13 protein-coding genes are annotated in these 16698 nt (G+C 53.7%); 12 read left to right on the top strand and 1 reads right to left on the bottom strand.

Annotated elements, in window-relative coordinates; translation table 11 throughout:
• Positions 1-311: 311 nt before the first annotated feature.
• The 11 genes from H3T92_RS04120 to H3T92_RS04070 all read left to right on the top strand — a co-directional run bounded on the left by H3T92_RS04120 (position 312) and on the right by H3T92_RS04070 (position 13537).
• Positions 312-1649 (top strand): ABC transporter substrate-binding protein, encoded by a 1338-nt coding sequence (locus H3T92_RS04120; RefSeq protein WP_183129820.1) that lies wholly within the window; start codon positions 312-314, stop codon positions 1647-1649.
• Between the two features lie 83 nt (positions 1650-1732).
• Positions 1733-2602, top strand: a complete 870-nt coding sequence (locus tag H3T92_RS04115; RefSeq protein ID WP_110413698.1) for a carbohydrate ABC transporter permease — start codon at positions 1733-1735, stop codon at positions 2600-2602.
• Positions 2599-3423, top strand: coding sequence for a carbohydrate ABC transporter permease (locus H3T92_RS04110; RefSeq protein WP_015022642.1), 825 nt, complete (start codon positions 2599-2601; stop codon positions 3421-3423). The genes H3T92_RS04115 and H3T92_RS04110 overlap by 4 nt, the downstream gene beginning before the upstream one ends.
• 20 nt (positions 3424-3443) lie before the next feature.
• Complete coding sequence (locus H3T92_RS04105; protein ID WP_232341854.1) at positions 3444-5108, top strand: glycoside hydrolase family 13 protein; 1665 nt, start codon at positions 3444-3446, stop codon at positions 5106-5108.
• Positions 5109-5148: 40 nt separating this feature from the next.
• Positions 5149-6261 (top strand): glycoside hydrolase family 172 protein, encoded by a 1113-nt coding sequence (locus H3T92_RS04100; RefSeq protein WP_121914888.1) that lies wholly within the window; start codon positions 5149-5151, stop codon positions 6259-6261.
• A 35-nt stretch (positions 6262-6296) separates the two neighbouring features.
• Complete coding sequence (locus H3T92_RS04095; RefSeq protein ID WP_121914889.1) at positions 6297-7316, top strand: FAD:protein FMN transferase; 1020 nt, start codon at positions 6297-6299, stop codon at positions 7314-7316.
• Positions 7317-7664: 348 nt separating this feature from the next.
• A complete protein-coding gene (locus tag H3T92_RS04090; RefSeq protein ID WP_181414968.1) occupies positions 7665-9014 on the top strand; it encodes an MFS transporter in 1350 nt (449 codons plus the stop codon).
• Between the two features lie 167 nt (positions 9015-9181).
• Positions 9182-10468 (top strand): extracellular solute-binding protein, encoded by a 1287-nt coding sequence (locus tag H3T92_RS04085; RefSeq protein WP_121914890.1) that lies wholly within the window; start codon positions 9182-9184, stop codon positions 10466-10468.
• A gap of 70 nt (positions 10469-10538) precedes the next feature.
• On the top strand, positions 10539-11420 hold the full coding sequence (locus H3T92_RS04080) for a carbohydrate ABC transporter permease (protein WP_232341853.1): 882 nt from the start codon (positions 10539-10541) through the stop codon (positions 11418-11420).
• A 9-nt stretch (positions 11421-11429) separates the two neighbouring features.
• Entirely contained in the window at positions 11430-12311 is an 882-nt protein-coding gene (locus H3T92_RS04075; protein ID WP_181414967.1) for a carbohydrate ABC transporter permease, read from the top strand.
• 41 nt (positions 12312-12352) lie between these two features.
• Entirely contained in the window at positions 12353-13537 is a 1185-nt protein-coding gene (locus tag H3T92_RS04070; RefSeq protein ID WP_121914892.1) for a glycoside hydrolase family 1 protein, read from the top strand.
• Here the strand turns inward: H3T92_RS04070 and H3T92_RS04065 are convergent.
• Complete coding sequence (locus H3T92_RS04065; protein ID WP_183129802.1) at positions 13518-14549, bottom strand: LacI family DNA-binding transcriptional regulator; 1032 nt, start codon at positions 14547-14549, stop codon at positions 13518-13520. The two genes, H3T92_RS04070 and H3T92_RS04065, sit on opposite strands and share 20 nt — an antisense overlap.
• A gap of 166 nt (positions 14550-14715) precedes the next feature.
• Here H3T92_RS04065 and gtfA point away from each other — a divergent pair, with 166 nt between their 5' ends.
• Complete coding sequence (gene gtfA / locus H3T92_RS04060; protein ID WP_121914894.1) at positions 14716-16296, top strand: sucrose phosphorylase; 1581 nt, start codon at positions 14716-14718, stop codon at positions 16294-16296.
• Positions 16297-16698 lie beyond the last annotated feature (402 nt).

Genomic DNA, 16698 nt, shown 5'->3' with positions numbered 1-16698 from the left:
CCCCTTGGTTGGTGTCACAGTATGTCGCAGTGTTAGTACAACCGATTTTACAACGGTAACTTCTGATGAACAGAGACGATCAGAGCCGGCCAATGCCGCAATCAGTCATTGTTGTGGTTGGTGAGTCATCGGCAAGCATCCAGAAGGATCGATTTGACATGTGAGGAAGTGTTTTATACACTGTGTGCAACCGATATTACAAATCTATCAATATTAGGAGGATAGGTCACAGTTTATCATTTATTTAACATGAATAAAATCGGTTTTACATGTTCATCAGTGTTGTGAACATTTGAGGAGTAGAAACAATGATGAAATCAGTGATTAAGCAAGGTGGTGTGGCCCTGCTTGCAACAGGAATGATTCTTTCGCTTGCAGCGTGTGGGCCAGGTTCCACTGGCTCATCTGAGAGTAGCAATGAGCCGTCTTCAGTCAGTACGGATATGGGCTCGAAGTCGTATGAGCTTAAACTCTGGGACGGCGCAGGGCTCAAGACAGTAGACGATGCGCTCATCAAGGGGTTCCAGAGCAAATACCCTAACATTCATATCAAGGCAAACTATGATCCGGACAATGTTTCGGCTCAAAATGGACCGCGTGTCATCTCTTCCACCGATGCTCCGGATATAGCGCGCCTGACGGATGTCAACACTGCGGTCAGCGGTCACCATGTGATATCCCTCGAACCGTATGTAAAAGCATACGGATGGAAGGTCCCCAAGTCCCAAACGCAACTGTATAGGGCTGATGCCAAGGGCAGACTCGGTGATGGCGACTTATATGCGCTGCCCAATTCCTATTCGGTTTCAGGTGTGTATGTCAATACCAAGCTGACGGCTAAGGCAGGAATTGCCGATCTTCCCCGCACCTTGGATGAATTTGAATCGGATATGGGCAAAGCTAAGGACGCAGGCCTCATTCCTATGATGACCTATGCGAAGGACGGCGGGACATCATTCGCTTTCCAAGCGATGATGACCAACACTGACTCGGTGCAGTCGGTGCAGGACTGGATATTGCAAAAGCCAAAAGCTGATTTCAGGACCAAGGGTTCAAAGGAGGCGGCGCAAAAACTTCAGGATTGGAATAAAGAGGGGTATTTGCCACAAGGGGTCAATGCCATCGATGCTTCCACCGCCTTAAGCAGATTCACCGCCGGCGAGGGTGTGTTCTTCCCCAGTGGAAACTGGAATTTGGCAACGGTGGCTAAAGCCATGGGTGACGATGTGCAATTCATTCCCTTCCCGGCGAATTCTGCCAATGAGCAGCCAAGCATTGCAGCCAATGCGGGAAGCTTCTTCGGAATTCCTAAGAACTCCCGAAACAAAGACGCAGCAGCCTGCTTCCTCAATTACACGCAGAGTGATGAAGCCCGGCAGATCATAGCGAATGTCAGCGGGTACTACCCGAAGACAGTCGAGGGCCAATCCCTGCCCAAGGCGCAGAGTGCTCTTCAGCGCAGCATGTTTGACTATTACAAGGATGTTTTCGATTCGGGCAGATCGACTGACTTCATCAACAACGCCACAGCTGGAATCCAGTCAAGTGGGTTCATTCCCAATTTCCAGCTCTTGCTCGACAACAGTCTTACCGCTCAGCAGTTTACGGAAAAGATTCAGCAGGAGTATAGCCAAGAGGTGCGGCATTGAGCACGCATCTCACAAATCGGCGGCGCGCGAGGTCGGTATCGGCCTCGCGGGCTGCCGATGCCCTCCCGGCTCGTGGCAGGAGTCTGAGCTCCACCCTGGCAGGTTGGTTGTTTCTGCTTCCCGGGCTGGCCTTCTACCTGGTCTTTGTGTTCTGGCCGATTATCCAGACTGCCTGGTATTCTTTCTATGACTGGAACGGAATTGATGCCAGCACTTGGGTGGGCGTGAAGAATTTCGTCAAGGTCTTCACTGATCCTGTGTTGCTGGGAAGTATAGGGCACTCGTTCTACCTGGTTATCTTCTTCTCGTTGATACCCATTGTTTTGGGAATGATCATCGCATCCTTGATCCGTGATATTCGTGCCAAAGCTGTCAGCACTTTTGCTCAGGTCTGTCTGTTTTTGCCTCGTGTCATCCCTGGAGCGGCGGCGGCCGTGGCTTGGACCTGGATGTTGGCACAGGACGGCATCGTCAATCAGATGCTCAGTGCAATGGGGCTGGGGGAGCACGCCACCTCATGGTTGGGCAACCAGCACACCGCGCTGACGTCAGTCGGCGTTATTGGTTTCTGGTTGCAGCTGGGCTTCTGCATCGTGCTGCTATCGGCCGGCATCGGAGGCATCGATAAATCCTTATATGAAGCGGCCAGTATTGATGGAGCAGGTTGGTGGAGCCAGCTCTGGCATATAACGCTGCCTGGGTTGCGCGGACAGATCGCTGTCTGCCTGACTATGACGGTTGTGGCAGCTCTGGCCAGCTTTGACGTGGTCTTCATGGCCACTCAAGGAGGTCCTGGCTACAGCACGATGGTACCTGGCGTCATGGTATATCGCCTGGCCTTTACGCAGAACCGGGTCGGTCTGGCTTCTGCGCTCGCCCTGGTGCTTATGGTGCTCGTGCTGCTTGTGGTGGGCCCGCTCCAGCGACTGGTGCAGGGAAAGGAGGAAGCGTGAAACAGTCACTCTCTGTGCGTGTGCTCGGGAACCTCACCCTGGCCGTGACTATCATCTTCTCAATACTGCCCTTTGTCAGCATGTTCTCGGCAGCCGTACAACCGCAGGGTTCCATGCCGCACGGGATCCAATTCACGGCACACCCTCATTGGGAGAACTTTGCAGCTGCCTGGAAGGTAGCGAATATCACCCCCTTGCTGATATCTAGTGCAATCCTTGTCCTCGTTGTAGTGCCGGTTGTGCTCATTTGCTCGGCAATGGGCGGTTACGCCATGGGTTCTCTCCATGTGAAGGGTGGATGGATCGCCTATGGCCTGCTCTTTGTCGGTCTGACTCTGCCCTTCGAAGTGCTCGTTACTCCTCTTTACTATGAAATCCAATCCATGGGGCTGCTCAATACCAGATGGGCGCTCATCTTGCCGATGATCGGGCTCAATATGCCATTTGGCATGGTCTGGATGCAAGCCTATTTCTCGCAGATGCCCAAGGATCTGATTGAGGCGGCAAGCATCGACGGTGCTAACCATTTCAGAATCTTCCGCAGTATTCAATTACCCTTGGTCGTTCCTGCCCTGTCTTCATTGGGCATACTGACCTTCTTGGCTACATGGAACCAATTCCTTCTTGCCGTCGTCCTCATTGACGACCCAACCAAGCGGACTATGGCCGGTGCGTTGCAGTCTTTCGTTGGTCAGTATTCCACTGATGTGGTCCTTTTGAATGCGGGCTCTCTGTTGATCATGGCGCCGACAATGATACTGTTCATTTTCCTGCAAAGATACTTCATCAAGGCCATGCTGGATGGATCGGTAAAGGGCTGAGAGTCGTGACAATAGATAACATGCATGATCCGGACTGGTGGAGGTCTGCCGTCGTCTACCAGATTTATCCTAGGTCCTTCCGAGATTCCGACAATGACGGCATAGGGGACCTGCAAGGCATTGAGAGTGGGCTGGAGTATCTGGCTGATCTTGGTGTGGATGCAATCTGGCTGAGTCCCTTCTATCCCTCTCCTATGGTCGACGGTGGTTATGATGTAGCCGACTATAGGGATGTGGATCCCCAACTGGGCACGCTGGCGGATTTTGATTCGATGATGGAGCATGCCCATTCCCTCGGCATCAAGGTCATCATCGATATCGTGCCTAATCATTGCTCGAACCAGCATCCCTGGTTCAGGCAGGCCTTGGAAGAAGGACCTGAATCTTCCATGAGATCCAGGTTCGTCTTTCGGCGAGGACGTGGGAGACATGCCGAGTTGCCGCCGACCAATTGGCGTTCTGAATTCGGCGGCAGCGCCTGGGAGCCCTGCGGATCCGGTTGGTATTACCTTCATTTGTTTTCCAAGGAACAGCCTGATTTCAACTGGGACAATCCAAGCGTACGGGAGGAATTCCTTTCGGTTCTTCGATTCTGGAGCGACAGAGGGGTCGATGGTTTCCGTGTGGACGTATCGCATGGGTTGGCCAAGGACCTTCATGATCCTCTTCGTGACAGACCGGATCCGGAGGTCATGGCGCCTATGAGCGATGACGGCAGCGATCCATTGTTCGACAGAGATGAAGTCCATGAGATTTATAGATCGTGGCGGACGGTCTTGAACCAATACGATCCTCCCCGCATGGCCGTGGGGGAGTCCTGGACTCCTATCACTGACCGGGTCTTTGCATATGCACGCTCGGATGAGCTTGGATCGGTCTTCGATTTCTCATTAGCAAAGGCTTCTTGGAATTTGGATGAGTATGCGTCAGCCATAACCAGGACATGCCGCGGTTTCAAGAAAGTCGGAGCCACGCCCAGCTGGGTCCTTGGCAATCATGATGTCCCAAGGCTGGCTTCGCGGTTGGCTCTGCCCAAGGGTGCCGATGAACTCGCTTGGGTGGCTTCGAATGGAACTGATCCCGTCGTTGATCGCGAGGTCGGGTTACGGAGAGCACGGTCTGCCGCGATGATCATGCTGGCTCTGCCGGGAACCGCATACATCTATCAAGGCGATGAGTTGGGGCTGCCGGAAGTCACCGACCTTAAGTCGACAGATATCCGCGATCCTCAGTGGGAACGATCCGGGCACCGAATCAAAGGGAGGGATGGATGTCGTGTGCCGATTCCATGGACGAGCGAGCATGACAAATCCTTCGGCTTCAATAAGGGTGCTGCCCCATGGCTACCGCAGCCTGCTTGGTTTGATGACTACTCCGTAGAGTCTGAAATGCGATCGGACAAGTCGGCTCGTTCCCTGATTAAAACGGCTCTGGCTTTGCGCAGCAAGTGGGTCGAAGATGATATGAATGTGAAGGTTAACGTTGTTGATGACGGGCTGACCCACACCTTAGAACTAATCTTGGCTTCCGGCTTGAGGAGCATGACTAATTTTGGTAGGTCGTCGGTGAGGTTGCCGGTCTCGGCCAAGTGTTTGTTGAATAGCAGTGTCGTTGAATCAGTAAATGGAGCGGTTTGGCTCGCGCCTGATGCCACGGTCTGGTATACGACAAAGATATGCGAGTGACAGATACGTGATGACGGATGTCGGCATAGAAAGGATGGGTATGCGTTCGCAGCTGGCAGGAGATCCATTGGGGCTGGCGCTCGTCAAATCCAGCGTAAGCAGGTCGATTAATGCTGAAAATCCCCGTGGCGAGAAAGGTCGGGGAGCCATGTCAGCAGGAGAGCTTGGCCCAGGCAGGAAGGGCAGCCCCTGCATCAGGAATCTGGAGCCAGGTTCGTCTGTGGTATTGGCTGATATTGAAGGTACAGGGGTCATTAATCATCTGTGGTTCACAGTGGCGGATAGAACAAGTGATGCGGATCGATATGTTCTGCGTGATCTTGTGCTGAGGATTTACTGGGATGATGAGCAGACTCCCTCGGTTGAGTGCCCCCTGGGTGATTTCTTCTGCTGTGGCTTTGGCCAGGTCTGTCGAGTCAACTCCCTGCCCATACAAGTGGTGCCGACAGGAGGGATGAACGCCTACTTCCCCATGCCGTTTGGCAGACACGCCCGTCTCGTTTTGGAAAACCAGCATGTGAATGTTGTGCCTGCCTTGTTCTACCAGATCGATTACTCGTTGCAGGACGATCCGCTGCCAGCGAGTACGGGGTATTTCCATGCCCAATGGCGCAGGCAAAAAGTAACTGTTCCTGGACAGGACTACGTCGTTCTGGACGGGGTCCGGGGCAGAGGCCAGTACATTGGAACCTATCTGGCCTTGAGTGTGCTTGAACGCTACTGGTGGGGAGAAGGTGAATTTAAATTCTATATCGATGGGGACGAGGCATATCCAACGATATGCAGCACTGGTACTGAAGATTATTTTGGAGGAGCTTGGAGTTTTGCCGTTTCAAGCGCTGAAGGGACCAGTGAGCAGACATACTGTGCGCCCTTCTGCGGGTATCCCTTCTATAGCAACCATGATTACTCGATTCGCAATCCCTATCACAATGATGATTGCCCTCCAATGCGGGGGTTGTATCGGTGGCATATACCAGATCCGATCCGATTCGAACAAGATCTACGCGTCACTTGGCAACAAATTGGGTCCGGGTTCCAAGGCGCTTTTGAACGAAGCGATGATGTGTCCACAGTAGCCTATTGGTACCAGTTGGAACCTCATGGCGATTTTCCTGCTCTTCCCTTAGCACGTGATCGATGGCCGCGTTGACGCGAAGGAAGAGCGCTGGAGAATAGAATCGCTGTATGGCACATGCTTTGTCTTCTGCAGACCATGGTTCTGGTTCCTTGGGCGGTCTGGAATCTCTGCCATATGTTCTGAGCTTTCCCCAGGCCCTGGGTACAGGAATCATCATCAATACGGCAAAACTGGTGCCAGCCGAGCTTCATAAGAGAATGGCGGATCTGATAGAGGATTATGAGTCGGCGCTTTCCCGATTCCGTAGCGATTCGTTGCTCGCTTCCATGGCAAAGGCTGATAATGGCGGAGAATTTGTTTTTCCTTCGTACTGCTGTCCTCTTTTTGAATTGTATGACCGGTTTTATGCCTTGACTGAGGGGCGGCTTGACCCTGCCGTGGGTGCTGACCTGGTGGCACTTGGTTACGGTCCGGATATGAGTTTCGTTATGCAGGCAGGCGCTTTGGGAAAATTGGGGCGCATACATGGTCGTCCAACCTGGGCTCATGATGTTCGGCGAAACGGAGCGACCTTGATAACGGCAGGTCCGATCCACCTGGACTTCGGGGCGATAGGCAAGGGGTTTCTAGTTGATCTGTTGGGCGCCTTCTTGGCGGATGCTGGCGAGTATGTGATCGATGCGGGGGGCGACATGGGGGTGCAGACGTCAATTCCGATCACTGTTGCCATGGAGGATCCCGATGATCAAGCAAATGCGGTGGGTGTCGTCTCGCTGTCATCGGGTGCTTTGTGTGCTTCGGCTCCCAGTCGCAGGCATTGGACCTCTCGCTACGAAAGGGATGGTGAAGCTGGTCTTATCAGTCTCCACCATATTCTCAATGCAATTGACGGTACGCCCGTGCGGCAGGTTCTTGCTACATGGACGCTTGTTGGTTCTGGCTCTTTTCCCGTTGCAGTTGCGGATGGACTGGCGACGGCTCTATTCCTGATGGATCCGTCGGTTCTGGCGCTTCATGTGGATTATTCCTGCGCTGTGCTTCGTTCGGATCGACGGTTCATCGTCTCATCCGCATTTCCTGGTGAGGTGTTCACCAACTTAGATAGTCATCCTATAGCGTCGCGATGAATCTGCCGTTTCGCATATTGGACTATCAGGCACCAATTCAGGTAGTCGGATTTATGGTCAGAGACATTGCGGATGGTGGTTTCATCTGCTGGAAGACGATGGAAGGAGGTTCGCTGCGATGACGTGGAAGTATAGTACGGCAAGTGTTAGTGCCCTGTCAGTTCGAATTATTAGCCCGTCTTCGCAGGCGGACTGATTCGTCGATCTTCGGATTGCGCGACCCCGCCGGAAGGCAGGGCCGCTAAGTAGATCAACTTCATCTCACCGGATCCTGCTCATGTCGGGATCTTTTCATAAATGCCGGTTAGACAGTTAAAGAAATCGGCTGGAGAGAAAGAGATGATGGTGATGGAGAAACACACAAACGAAGTGGAGAGTCCGAGCGCGGCGAGTAGACCAGCAGTCTCTCGTAGCTCGGTCCGCACAGTCATCGGGGCCTCCATGGTCGGCACGGCCATCGAGTTCTACGATTTCTACGCTTACGGGACGGCTTCGGCCAACTATTTCCCCAAGCTTTTCTTCCCGAAGACAGATCCGACTGTGGCCCTCCTGGCCTCCCTGCTGACCTTCGCCATCGCTTTCATTGCGCGGCCACTGGGATCCTTGATCTTCGGACACTTCGGGGACCGTCAGGGACGCAAGACCACGCTCGTGGTCTCGCTGCTGACCATGGGCTGTTCCACAGTTCTGATCGGCGTCCTGCCCACCTATGCCACATGGGGACTCTGGGCTGTGGTGGTCCTCTGCCTCTGCCGGTTCGTGCAAGGTATCGGCCTGGGCGGCGAGTGGTCTGGCGCGGCCTTGGTGGCCACCGAGAACGCCCCGGAGGGCAAGAGGGCGCTCTACGGCTCCTTCCCTGAACTGGGCGCCCCCATCGGCTTCTTCCTGGCCAATGGGACCTACTTCCTGTTGGAGATGTTCTGCACCCCCGAGCAGATGCTGAGCTGGGGCTGGCGTGTGCCCTTCCTGCTCTCCGCCATCCTGGTGGTCGTAGGACTGGCCGTGCGCGTCTCCATGCAGGAGACCCCTATCTTCCAGATGGCCCTGGATCAGCAGAAGGTCGTCAAGACCCCGCTGTTGGAGGTCTTCCGCAAGAGCTGGCGCCAGGTGCTCCAGGCCACCTTCCTGGTCGCGGTCACCTACACCCTCTTCTATACCCTGGCTACTTGGTCCCTGGCCTACGGTACCAAGCCCAAATCCCAGGGCGGCGGCGGACTGGGCTTCACCAACCAGGAGTACTTGCTCATGCTCATGGTCTCCATCCTGGTCTTCGCCCTTTTCATCGTGCTGGCTTGCGTCTATGCGGACCGCATCGGCCGTCGCCGGGTGCTGATCGGCAGCTCCGTCATGCTGGTGGTCTTCAGCCTGGTCTTCCCCTACCTGCTCATGGCCCATCACAACACCTTCCAGGTCATGGTCTTCCTCTGCGTCGGGTTCGCCCTGATGGGCATTGCCTTCGGGCCCATCGGCGCTTTCCTGCCGGAGCTCTTTGACGCCAACGTGCGCTACTCGGGTTCCGGTATCGGTTATAACTTGGCGGCCATCGTGGGCGCGGCCTTCGTGCCTACCATCGCTACCTGGCTCTCCTCCCATTGGGGAGTGCGCTCGGTCGGGCTCTACCTGGCCGTTATGGCGGTCTGCTGCCTGGTGGCAGTGCTGACCTGCCACGAAACCAAGGATGTGGACTTCACCAAGTAGTTTTCGTTTTCTCCTGTAAGATTCATGGGAATCTCAACAAGATGGCGGCCTTAAGAGGCCGCCATCTTTTCTGCGATCCACCCTGGTCTTGATTGACATAGTAATGCCTAATCGTTTATACTGAACAAGCTATCTAAGCGTTTAGCTACCTGAGCAAGGAGGTTCAGATGAGATCGCGGTTGACGATGGTGGTAGCCGGAATAACGAGCATTGCTGCTATGGTTTCCTTGGCTGCATGTGGCCGTACAGCTGATTCTGGAGCAGAAAAGGACAACACGGCAGTATCTCATATCGGTGACTCCAAGGCCAGTGGTCAATTGACCATTTGGGCCATGGGCAACGAGGGTGAGAAGATGAACAGCTTCGTAAAGAAGTTCGAGCAGCAGAATCCCGATGTAAAGATATCCGTCACTTCCATTCCTTGGTCCAGTTACAAGGACAAGTTCCAAACGGCCATAGCAGCAGGTACTGGTCCGGATGTAGCCATGATGGGCAACACTGACATGGCTACCTACTCAAAAGCATTGTCCGCGGTGCCGGCTGACCTTGACATGAGCGATCTGAATGCCGGGCTTAAGGCCAGTGGCAAGGTCGGCAAGACTCAGCTTGGAGTGCCCATGTATGTTGACACCCGAGTGCTGTATTACCGTACCGACATTGCCAAACAGGCAGGCTGGGATCATGCCCCAAAGAGCTGGGATGAGCTCAAGGCTATGTCCAGCGATTTGAAGAAGGCCGATGGAGTGAAGTACGGATTCTTCATGTTCCCTACAGGGACTGACAGCTTCCAAGGCATGTCGCCTTTTGCCTTCTCGGATGGGGCCCAGTTTGTCAGCAAGGACAATAAGGCTTATACCTTCGACACTCCCGAGTTGAAAGACGCTCTGAAGTACACGACCAGCCTTTTCAAGGATGGGCTAGCGGATGTGAATGCTGATGTTACCCCAGGTTCCAACATGCAACAGTTCGTCTCAGGTGCAACACCGATGATGATCGAGGGCCCAACGGCTGCTGGTCAGATTGAGGAGCTTGGCGGGCCAGGCTTCGCAGACAAGTACGCCACTGCTGTGGTGCCTGCCAAGAAGTCGTCAACCTCTTTTGTCGGGGGTTGCAATTGGGCGGTTTTCAAAACATCGAAGAACAAGCAGTCAGCCTGGAAGTTCATCCAGTGGTTTGCACAGCCGCAGACCCAGGTTGATTGGTATAAGGCTACTGCCGATCTTCCCGCCTCAGGCAAAGCATGGAAAGACAAGGAACTTGCAGGTAATGCCAAGCTGCAGGCATTCGAAGAGCAGCTCAAGCATGTTCACTCCATGCCAGTCACCTTCACATGGGGCGAGATGGGCAAAACCGCAGATACCATCTATGAGAAAATGAACAGGGGAACCGTATCCGTCGAGGATGGTCTTAAGGAGTTGCAGCAACAGGCTGACTCCATAGGGACAGGAATGTAGCTCTGCTATGAATTCTTCGTCGCGTATCCGTGCAGAACGAAGACGATCCATGAAGGTGAGCGGGTCGTCGATGAGACTCGCTCGCCGCAGAAGGACTCTGGTCGCCTGGGGGTTCTCGCTGCCGTTCGTGATTGTCTTTGCTATATTTATGCTGATTCCTTTGGCTACTTCGCTGGTGATGTCGTTTACTGACATCACTGCCAGGGATATCCAAACACCCTTTAACGTCAACTTCATGGGGCTGAGCAATTACTTTAAGTTGTTCCGGGACCCCAGGTATTTGCATTCCCTAGGGACTACAGGCATATTCGTGGTTGTCGGGCTTCCGCTGACCATGGTTGTTGCCCTAGCCTTCGCAGTTGCGCTCAATAAGGGGCTCAAGCATGTCAACGCTTTCTTCCGTGCCTTGTTCTATGCTCCCGTGGTTGCAAGCACTGTGGCAGTCTCAGTGGTGTGGCGCTACATCCTGCAAAAAGATGGTCTGCTAAACACCCTTCTTGCAATTATCGGAGTCCAGGGCCCTGACTGGCTGCATGATACCAGGACGGCCCTGCCGGCCTTGATGGTCATGACCCTATGGCGGAACATGGGCACCCTGATGATCATCTTTTTAGCTGGTCTGCAGGCCATACCTGAAGAGGTTCTCGAAGCCGCAGAGATGGATGGCGCATCGGAATGGCGCAAGTTTCGCAGCATCACCCTTCCTCTGCTCCGGCCCACTCTTCTTCTTGGCGCCGTCCTGCAATCGGTGCTTTACCTGCAGTTCTTTGAAGAATCCTTTGTCATGACCCAGGGAGGTCCTTTGGATTCAACCCTTTCGGCTTCCTATTACATCTATGAAAAGTTTGGATTCGGGCAGTATGGTATGTCGTCGGCGGCAAGCTATGTGCTCTTCGCCATCATCGCCTTGGTGAGTCTGCTCCAGTTCAGAATTCTCAAGTCTGAGGATTAGGAGGGGAATATGTCAACCGCTGCAGTAACGATGTCGCCGGAAATATCAGAGAACAAACCGAGTCTATGGACGAGATTTCGAAAGGCCCATGGCATTACCTATGTAGTTCTTTCTCTGGTCGGCATAATCTGGGTCTTTCCCTTCTTCTGGATGGTTCTGGGGTCGCTCAAGACTCAGCGTGAAATTATGGCAGTACCGCCTACACTCTTGCCTAAAAACCCAACCCTGGGCAATTTCACGCAGTGGTTTACTCAGCTTCATTTCGGCAACTATTTTATTAACAGTCTTGTAGTGGCCGTGGTGACGATGCTGGGTAACCTGGTCTTTTGCTCCATGGTCGGGTATGCGCTGGCGAAGATCGACTTCGCAGGCAAGAACGTGCTCTTCCTGCTGGTCATGGTTACGCTGATGGTACCAAGTGTCGCTACTTTTATACCTTTGTTCGTGATCATTTCGAACCTGCATATGCTCAATAGCTATTTCGCGCTCATTCTGCCTTTCCTGACTCAACCCATTGGTGTGTTCCTGATGCGTCAGTTCATGCAGAGTATCCCTGATGCCCTCTTGGAAGCTGGTCGGATAGACGGAGCGGGTGAGTTGCGGATCTTCTTCCAGATAGTTTTGCCGCAGTGCAAGCCGCCTTTGGCCACGCTTGCCGTCTTGACTTTCCTATCTTCTTGGAACAACTTCCTATGGCCCTTGGTTGCTGCCCAGTCCAACAAAATGTACACCTTGCCCGTTGCTCTGTCTCTGTATTCCACGGGGCAAAATGCGACCAACTACAGTGTTCTGCTGGCTGGAGCCGTCCTTGTGGTCACGCCTATCCTGCTGCTGTTCGTCTTCCTTCAGAAATACTTCATACAAGGTGTGACCATGAGCGGCATCAAGTAAACATCAATTACCAGTTACAGATACAGAGAGGGAAGCAGCCTATGACAGGTGCCTTGCAATTTCCAGATGACTTTATCTGGGGGGCTTCCACGGCCGCTCATCAGGTCGAGGGAAACAATATCAACAGTAATTGGTGGGTTCGCGAGCATGCTGATGGGACTGACATCAAAGAGCCGTCAGGAGATGCCTGCGATAGCTACCATCGGTATGATGAAGATATATCACTATTGGCAAATTCGGGTTTGCAGATGTACCGATTCTCCATTGAGTGGGCTCGGATTGAGCCGGAGGAGGGTTGCTTCTCCCAAGCTGAGCTGATGCACTATGCCCGGATGATCGAATCTTGCAGGGCGCATGGCGTGGAGCCCATGGTGACCCTTCACCACTTCACCGTTCCAAGGTGGTTTGCTGCCAAGGGTGGTTGGAGCAATCCCTCCGCGCCGGACCTATTTGTTCGTTACGTTCGTTTTGTTCTTCCGATCTTGGATGGAGTCACCTGGATCTGCACTATCAATGAGCCCAACATGGTGGCCATGACTCAGGGAGGGGAGACCGGAGAGGATATGGCCGCTTCCTCCCTTCCGGAGCCGAGCGAGAAGATAGCGCGTATCATTCTGCAGGCCCATCTTCAGGCTTCTGCTCTGCTCAGACAGGACAAATCCAAACGTGTGGGCTGGTCAGTTGCTGCTCAGGCCTTTCACGCCATGCCGGGCTGTGAGCAGGAAACGAGCGATTACGCCTATTGGCGCGAGACTTTCTTCTTCGAGCATGCGGCCGGAGATGACTGGGTCGGTGTGCAGGCCTATCTGCGTACATTCATCGGCAAACATGGACCGCTGCCGGTCCCTGCAGAAGCTGAAAAGACTAAGAACGGGTGGGAATACTTTCCTCCCGCCTTAGGCATTGGCGTGCAGACTGCCTGGAATCTGACTGGCGGCGTTCCGGTCTTCGTGACTGAGAATGGTCTGGCCACTGATAGTGATGCCCGCAGGATCGACTACACTCACGATGCTCTTTTGGGTCTCAAGAAAGCCATGGACCTGGGGATTGATGTTTTGGGTTATCTTCACTGGTCATTGCTCGACAACTATGAGTGGGGTTCATACGATCCAACATTTGGTCTTATCAGCGTGGACCGCAAGACATTCAAGCGAACTCCCAAGCCTTCTTTGACTTGGCTGGGTCAGGTCGCCAGGACAGGTATGCTCAACGTCCCTCGTCCCTAGGAGCCGGACCGGTGGTGGCTCTGTCGATGATATGAGTCTTGACCTGTGTGTGCGGTTCGGTTAAGGGTGAGCCGTTGATGAGCTGCAGGGCCTTTCTGGCGGCCTCGGCTCCTATGTCTCTGGCCGGCTGGGCTACTGAAGACAAGCCGGCCAGAGCGGCCACATCCGAGGAGTCGAATCCCATGATCGAGACGACGTCGGGCACCCTGATCTCAGCCTGGCGCAGTTCAGACAGAAGAGCCAAGGCGCAATCGTCAGACCAGGCGCAGATGGCCGTGGGGGCTGGTGTCATGGAGGCGATCCGATCCGCTGCTGTCCTGGCAGGATGCTCCCTGTCCGGATCCATGGTGAGTACTCCGCAGTCTACCAAGTGGTAGCGGTCGATGGCTTTCTTGTAACCGATAATGCGCTGGTTGGCGCCCCAGGAGTACTCAGGCAAAGGGTTGAATCTGTCGAGAAAGCAGAACCTTGTATGGCCCAGTGATGCCAAGTGTTGCACTGCTTCAATTTCGGATTCGCAATCGTCTATACGGATGGATCCCTGACTGAACGATGTGGCACCTGAGTGGATCGCGACGATGGGCATGTCCAATTCTTGAAGGGCCTTGGTCTCCTTTTGCGCCAGAGTGAAAGAGACCACGATAATGGCATCGGCGTTGCGCTTGGCGGGAAGATTCCTGAAGAAAGCGGCGCGCTCCTCACTTGTTCCGGCTCGGTAGATGAGCAGATCGTAGCCATGGGTGCTCAGCACATCATAGACGCCTTCCTGAATGTTCCCATTGAACCAACCGGTTATCTGTTCTCCTATCAGCAGGGCGACTCTTTTGGTCTTTCCACTGACCAGTGCGGCAGCTGATTTCGACGCTGAGTAATTGAGCCTGGCCGCAGCCCTCAACACCCTTTTGCGGGTTTCAGGGGCGACATGAGGCTGATTACGCAGGGCTTTGGATACTGTGAAGGTCGACACGCCCGCTTCCCGAGCCACATCCTTGATTGTGGCTTGTCTGCTCATGAATCCTCCAGTAGTCCGAGCGAAAATGGCAAGCATATTATTTCCACCTTCGTCCCAGAATCAACGATCGTTTCCGGAGCAGAGATGCAAAGTACTCACTGCATACTATATTAGGCTTATCTAAACGATTAGGTAACACTGTTGGTTGCCGAGCTCAGGAGGACGGATGGACAACAAGGTTCAACTCATTACATATGCAAACAGGTTTGGAGGCGATACCCTGGCCTCCTTGACCAGAGTGTTGCGTACGTATTTTGACGGCGTGTATCAGGGAGTCCACATCCTGCCCTTTTTCACCCCCTACGATGGTACTGATGCAGGCTTCGATCCCATTGACCATCGTCAGGTGGATCCAAGGCTAGGCACTTGGGACGATATAGCGGAGCTGAGCCGATCGCACAAAATTATGGTTGACGCTATTGTCAATCACATGTCCTCGAAGTCCGAGCAGTTCCGGGAGGTCATGGCCAAGGGGAAGGCGAGCCCGTATTATTCGATGTTCTTGACCATGTCTTCAGTCTTTCCTGATGGGGCTGACGAAGAAGATCTGGCACGCATATATCGGCCGCGCCCGGGCCTGCCTTTCACCCACTATACCTGGGCAGGTGAAACCCGGCTGGTCTGGACTACTTTTACTCCACAGCAAGTTGACATCGATACCGATTCGTCCCAGGGATGGGCGTATCTGACATCTATACTTGATCGTTTGGCGGCCAGCAATGTCAGCTACATCCGTTTGGACGCCGTCGGATACGGAGCCAAGCAGGCGGGCACCAGTTGTTTTATGACGCCCAAGACTTTCAACCTCATCACTCGTATCAAGCAGGAAGCTGCCACTCGGGGTTTGGAGACTTTGATTGAGGTCCACTCCAATTATCGCAAGCAGATTGATATAGCCTCTAAAGTCGACAGGGTTTACGATTTCGCCCTGCCGCCTCTGCTGCTGCATTCGATCTTCACCGGAGATATTGCGGCACTGGTCCATTGGATCGAGGTCAGACCAATCAATGCGGTCACTGTCCTGGACACCCATGATGGGATCGGAGTGATAGATATCGGCGCTGACCAGATGGACCGTTCCCTGAAAGGGCTCGTGGATGATGCGGCCGTGGACCAACTGGTCCGGATAATTCACTGTAACACTCACGGCCAATCGGAAGCTGCTACTGGAGCTGCTGCCAGCAACCTGGACCTGTATCAAATCAATACGACCTATTACTCGGCATTGGCTTGCCATGACAGGGCCTACCTGGCTGCAAGAGCCGTTCAGCTCTTCCTTCCGGGGGTGCCTCAGGTTTATTATGTCGGGGCGCTGGCCGGCGCCAATGACATGGATCTGCTAGCGAGAACCCGCAATGGACGAGATATCAATAGGCACTATTACACCGAAGAGGAGATTAAGCGGAATCTGACTAGGCCGGTCGTTCGCTCCTTGAACGCTCTCTGTCGATTGCGCAATAAGCTGGATGCCTTCAATGGCACATTCTCTTATCAAATCGATGCGGCGCGTAGCGTGCTTCATCTTGTCTGGCAGGGGAAGACCAGTAAGGCTGAACTGATCTTCTGCCCATCCGCCGCTGTCGGCACCTTCCCGGCTCTGCGTGACCGGACGGAGACAGTAGGGAAAAACGGCAGAAGTGTCAACCCCCAATCGTCAGGCGACGATCCCTCTCTCGCCACCTTGGTCTGGTCGGATGCTCAGGGTTCGCACCTATGTCGTGATTTGTTGACAGATCTGGGCGAGTAATCCTTTTAGCCCTTTTCCTGGCATGGGGGGGGGGCTGAGATTGATTTTTCGTCACGTTATGTCAGAGCGGCTTCAAGGTAGGCGTATTCCCAGCTGGTCCGGAGTTGCTTGATGGTCAAAAGTAGTGCGGAAAATTGTGCGTCATTTTGTCCAATTGCTCGCAAGCGAAAGTGAATAGTCCATATTGTGAACCCGTCCGGCGCTCCGCTCTGTAATGGCGATATGGTGCCAGTACTTGGCTCCTGCGGGGAGCTGATTGATGCGAAACAAATGGAGAGGAGGCTTTCAGCGATGACTGCACAGTTCAATTGCTTCTTGGTATTGCTGCGAATTATTAGCTCGTCTTCGCTGATGAGCTGATTCGACGCAGACTCGGATCCTGTCAGCGTAGGCAGGATCCGT

The organism is Bifidobacterium sp. W8112 (assembly GCF_016101425.1).
Lineage (GTDB): Bacteria > Actinomycetota > Actinomycetes > Actinomycetales > Bifidobacteriaceae > Bombiscardovia > Bombiscardovia apousia.
This window is presented reverse-complemented; position numbering and strand designations above follow the sequence as displayed.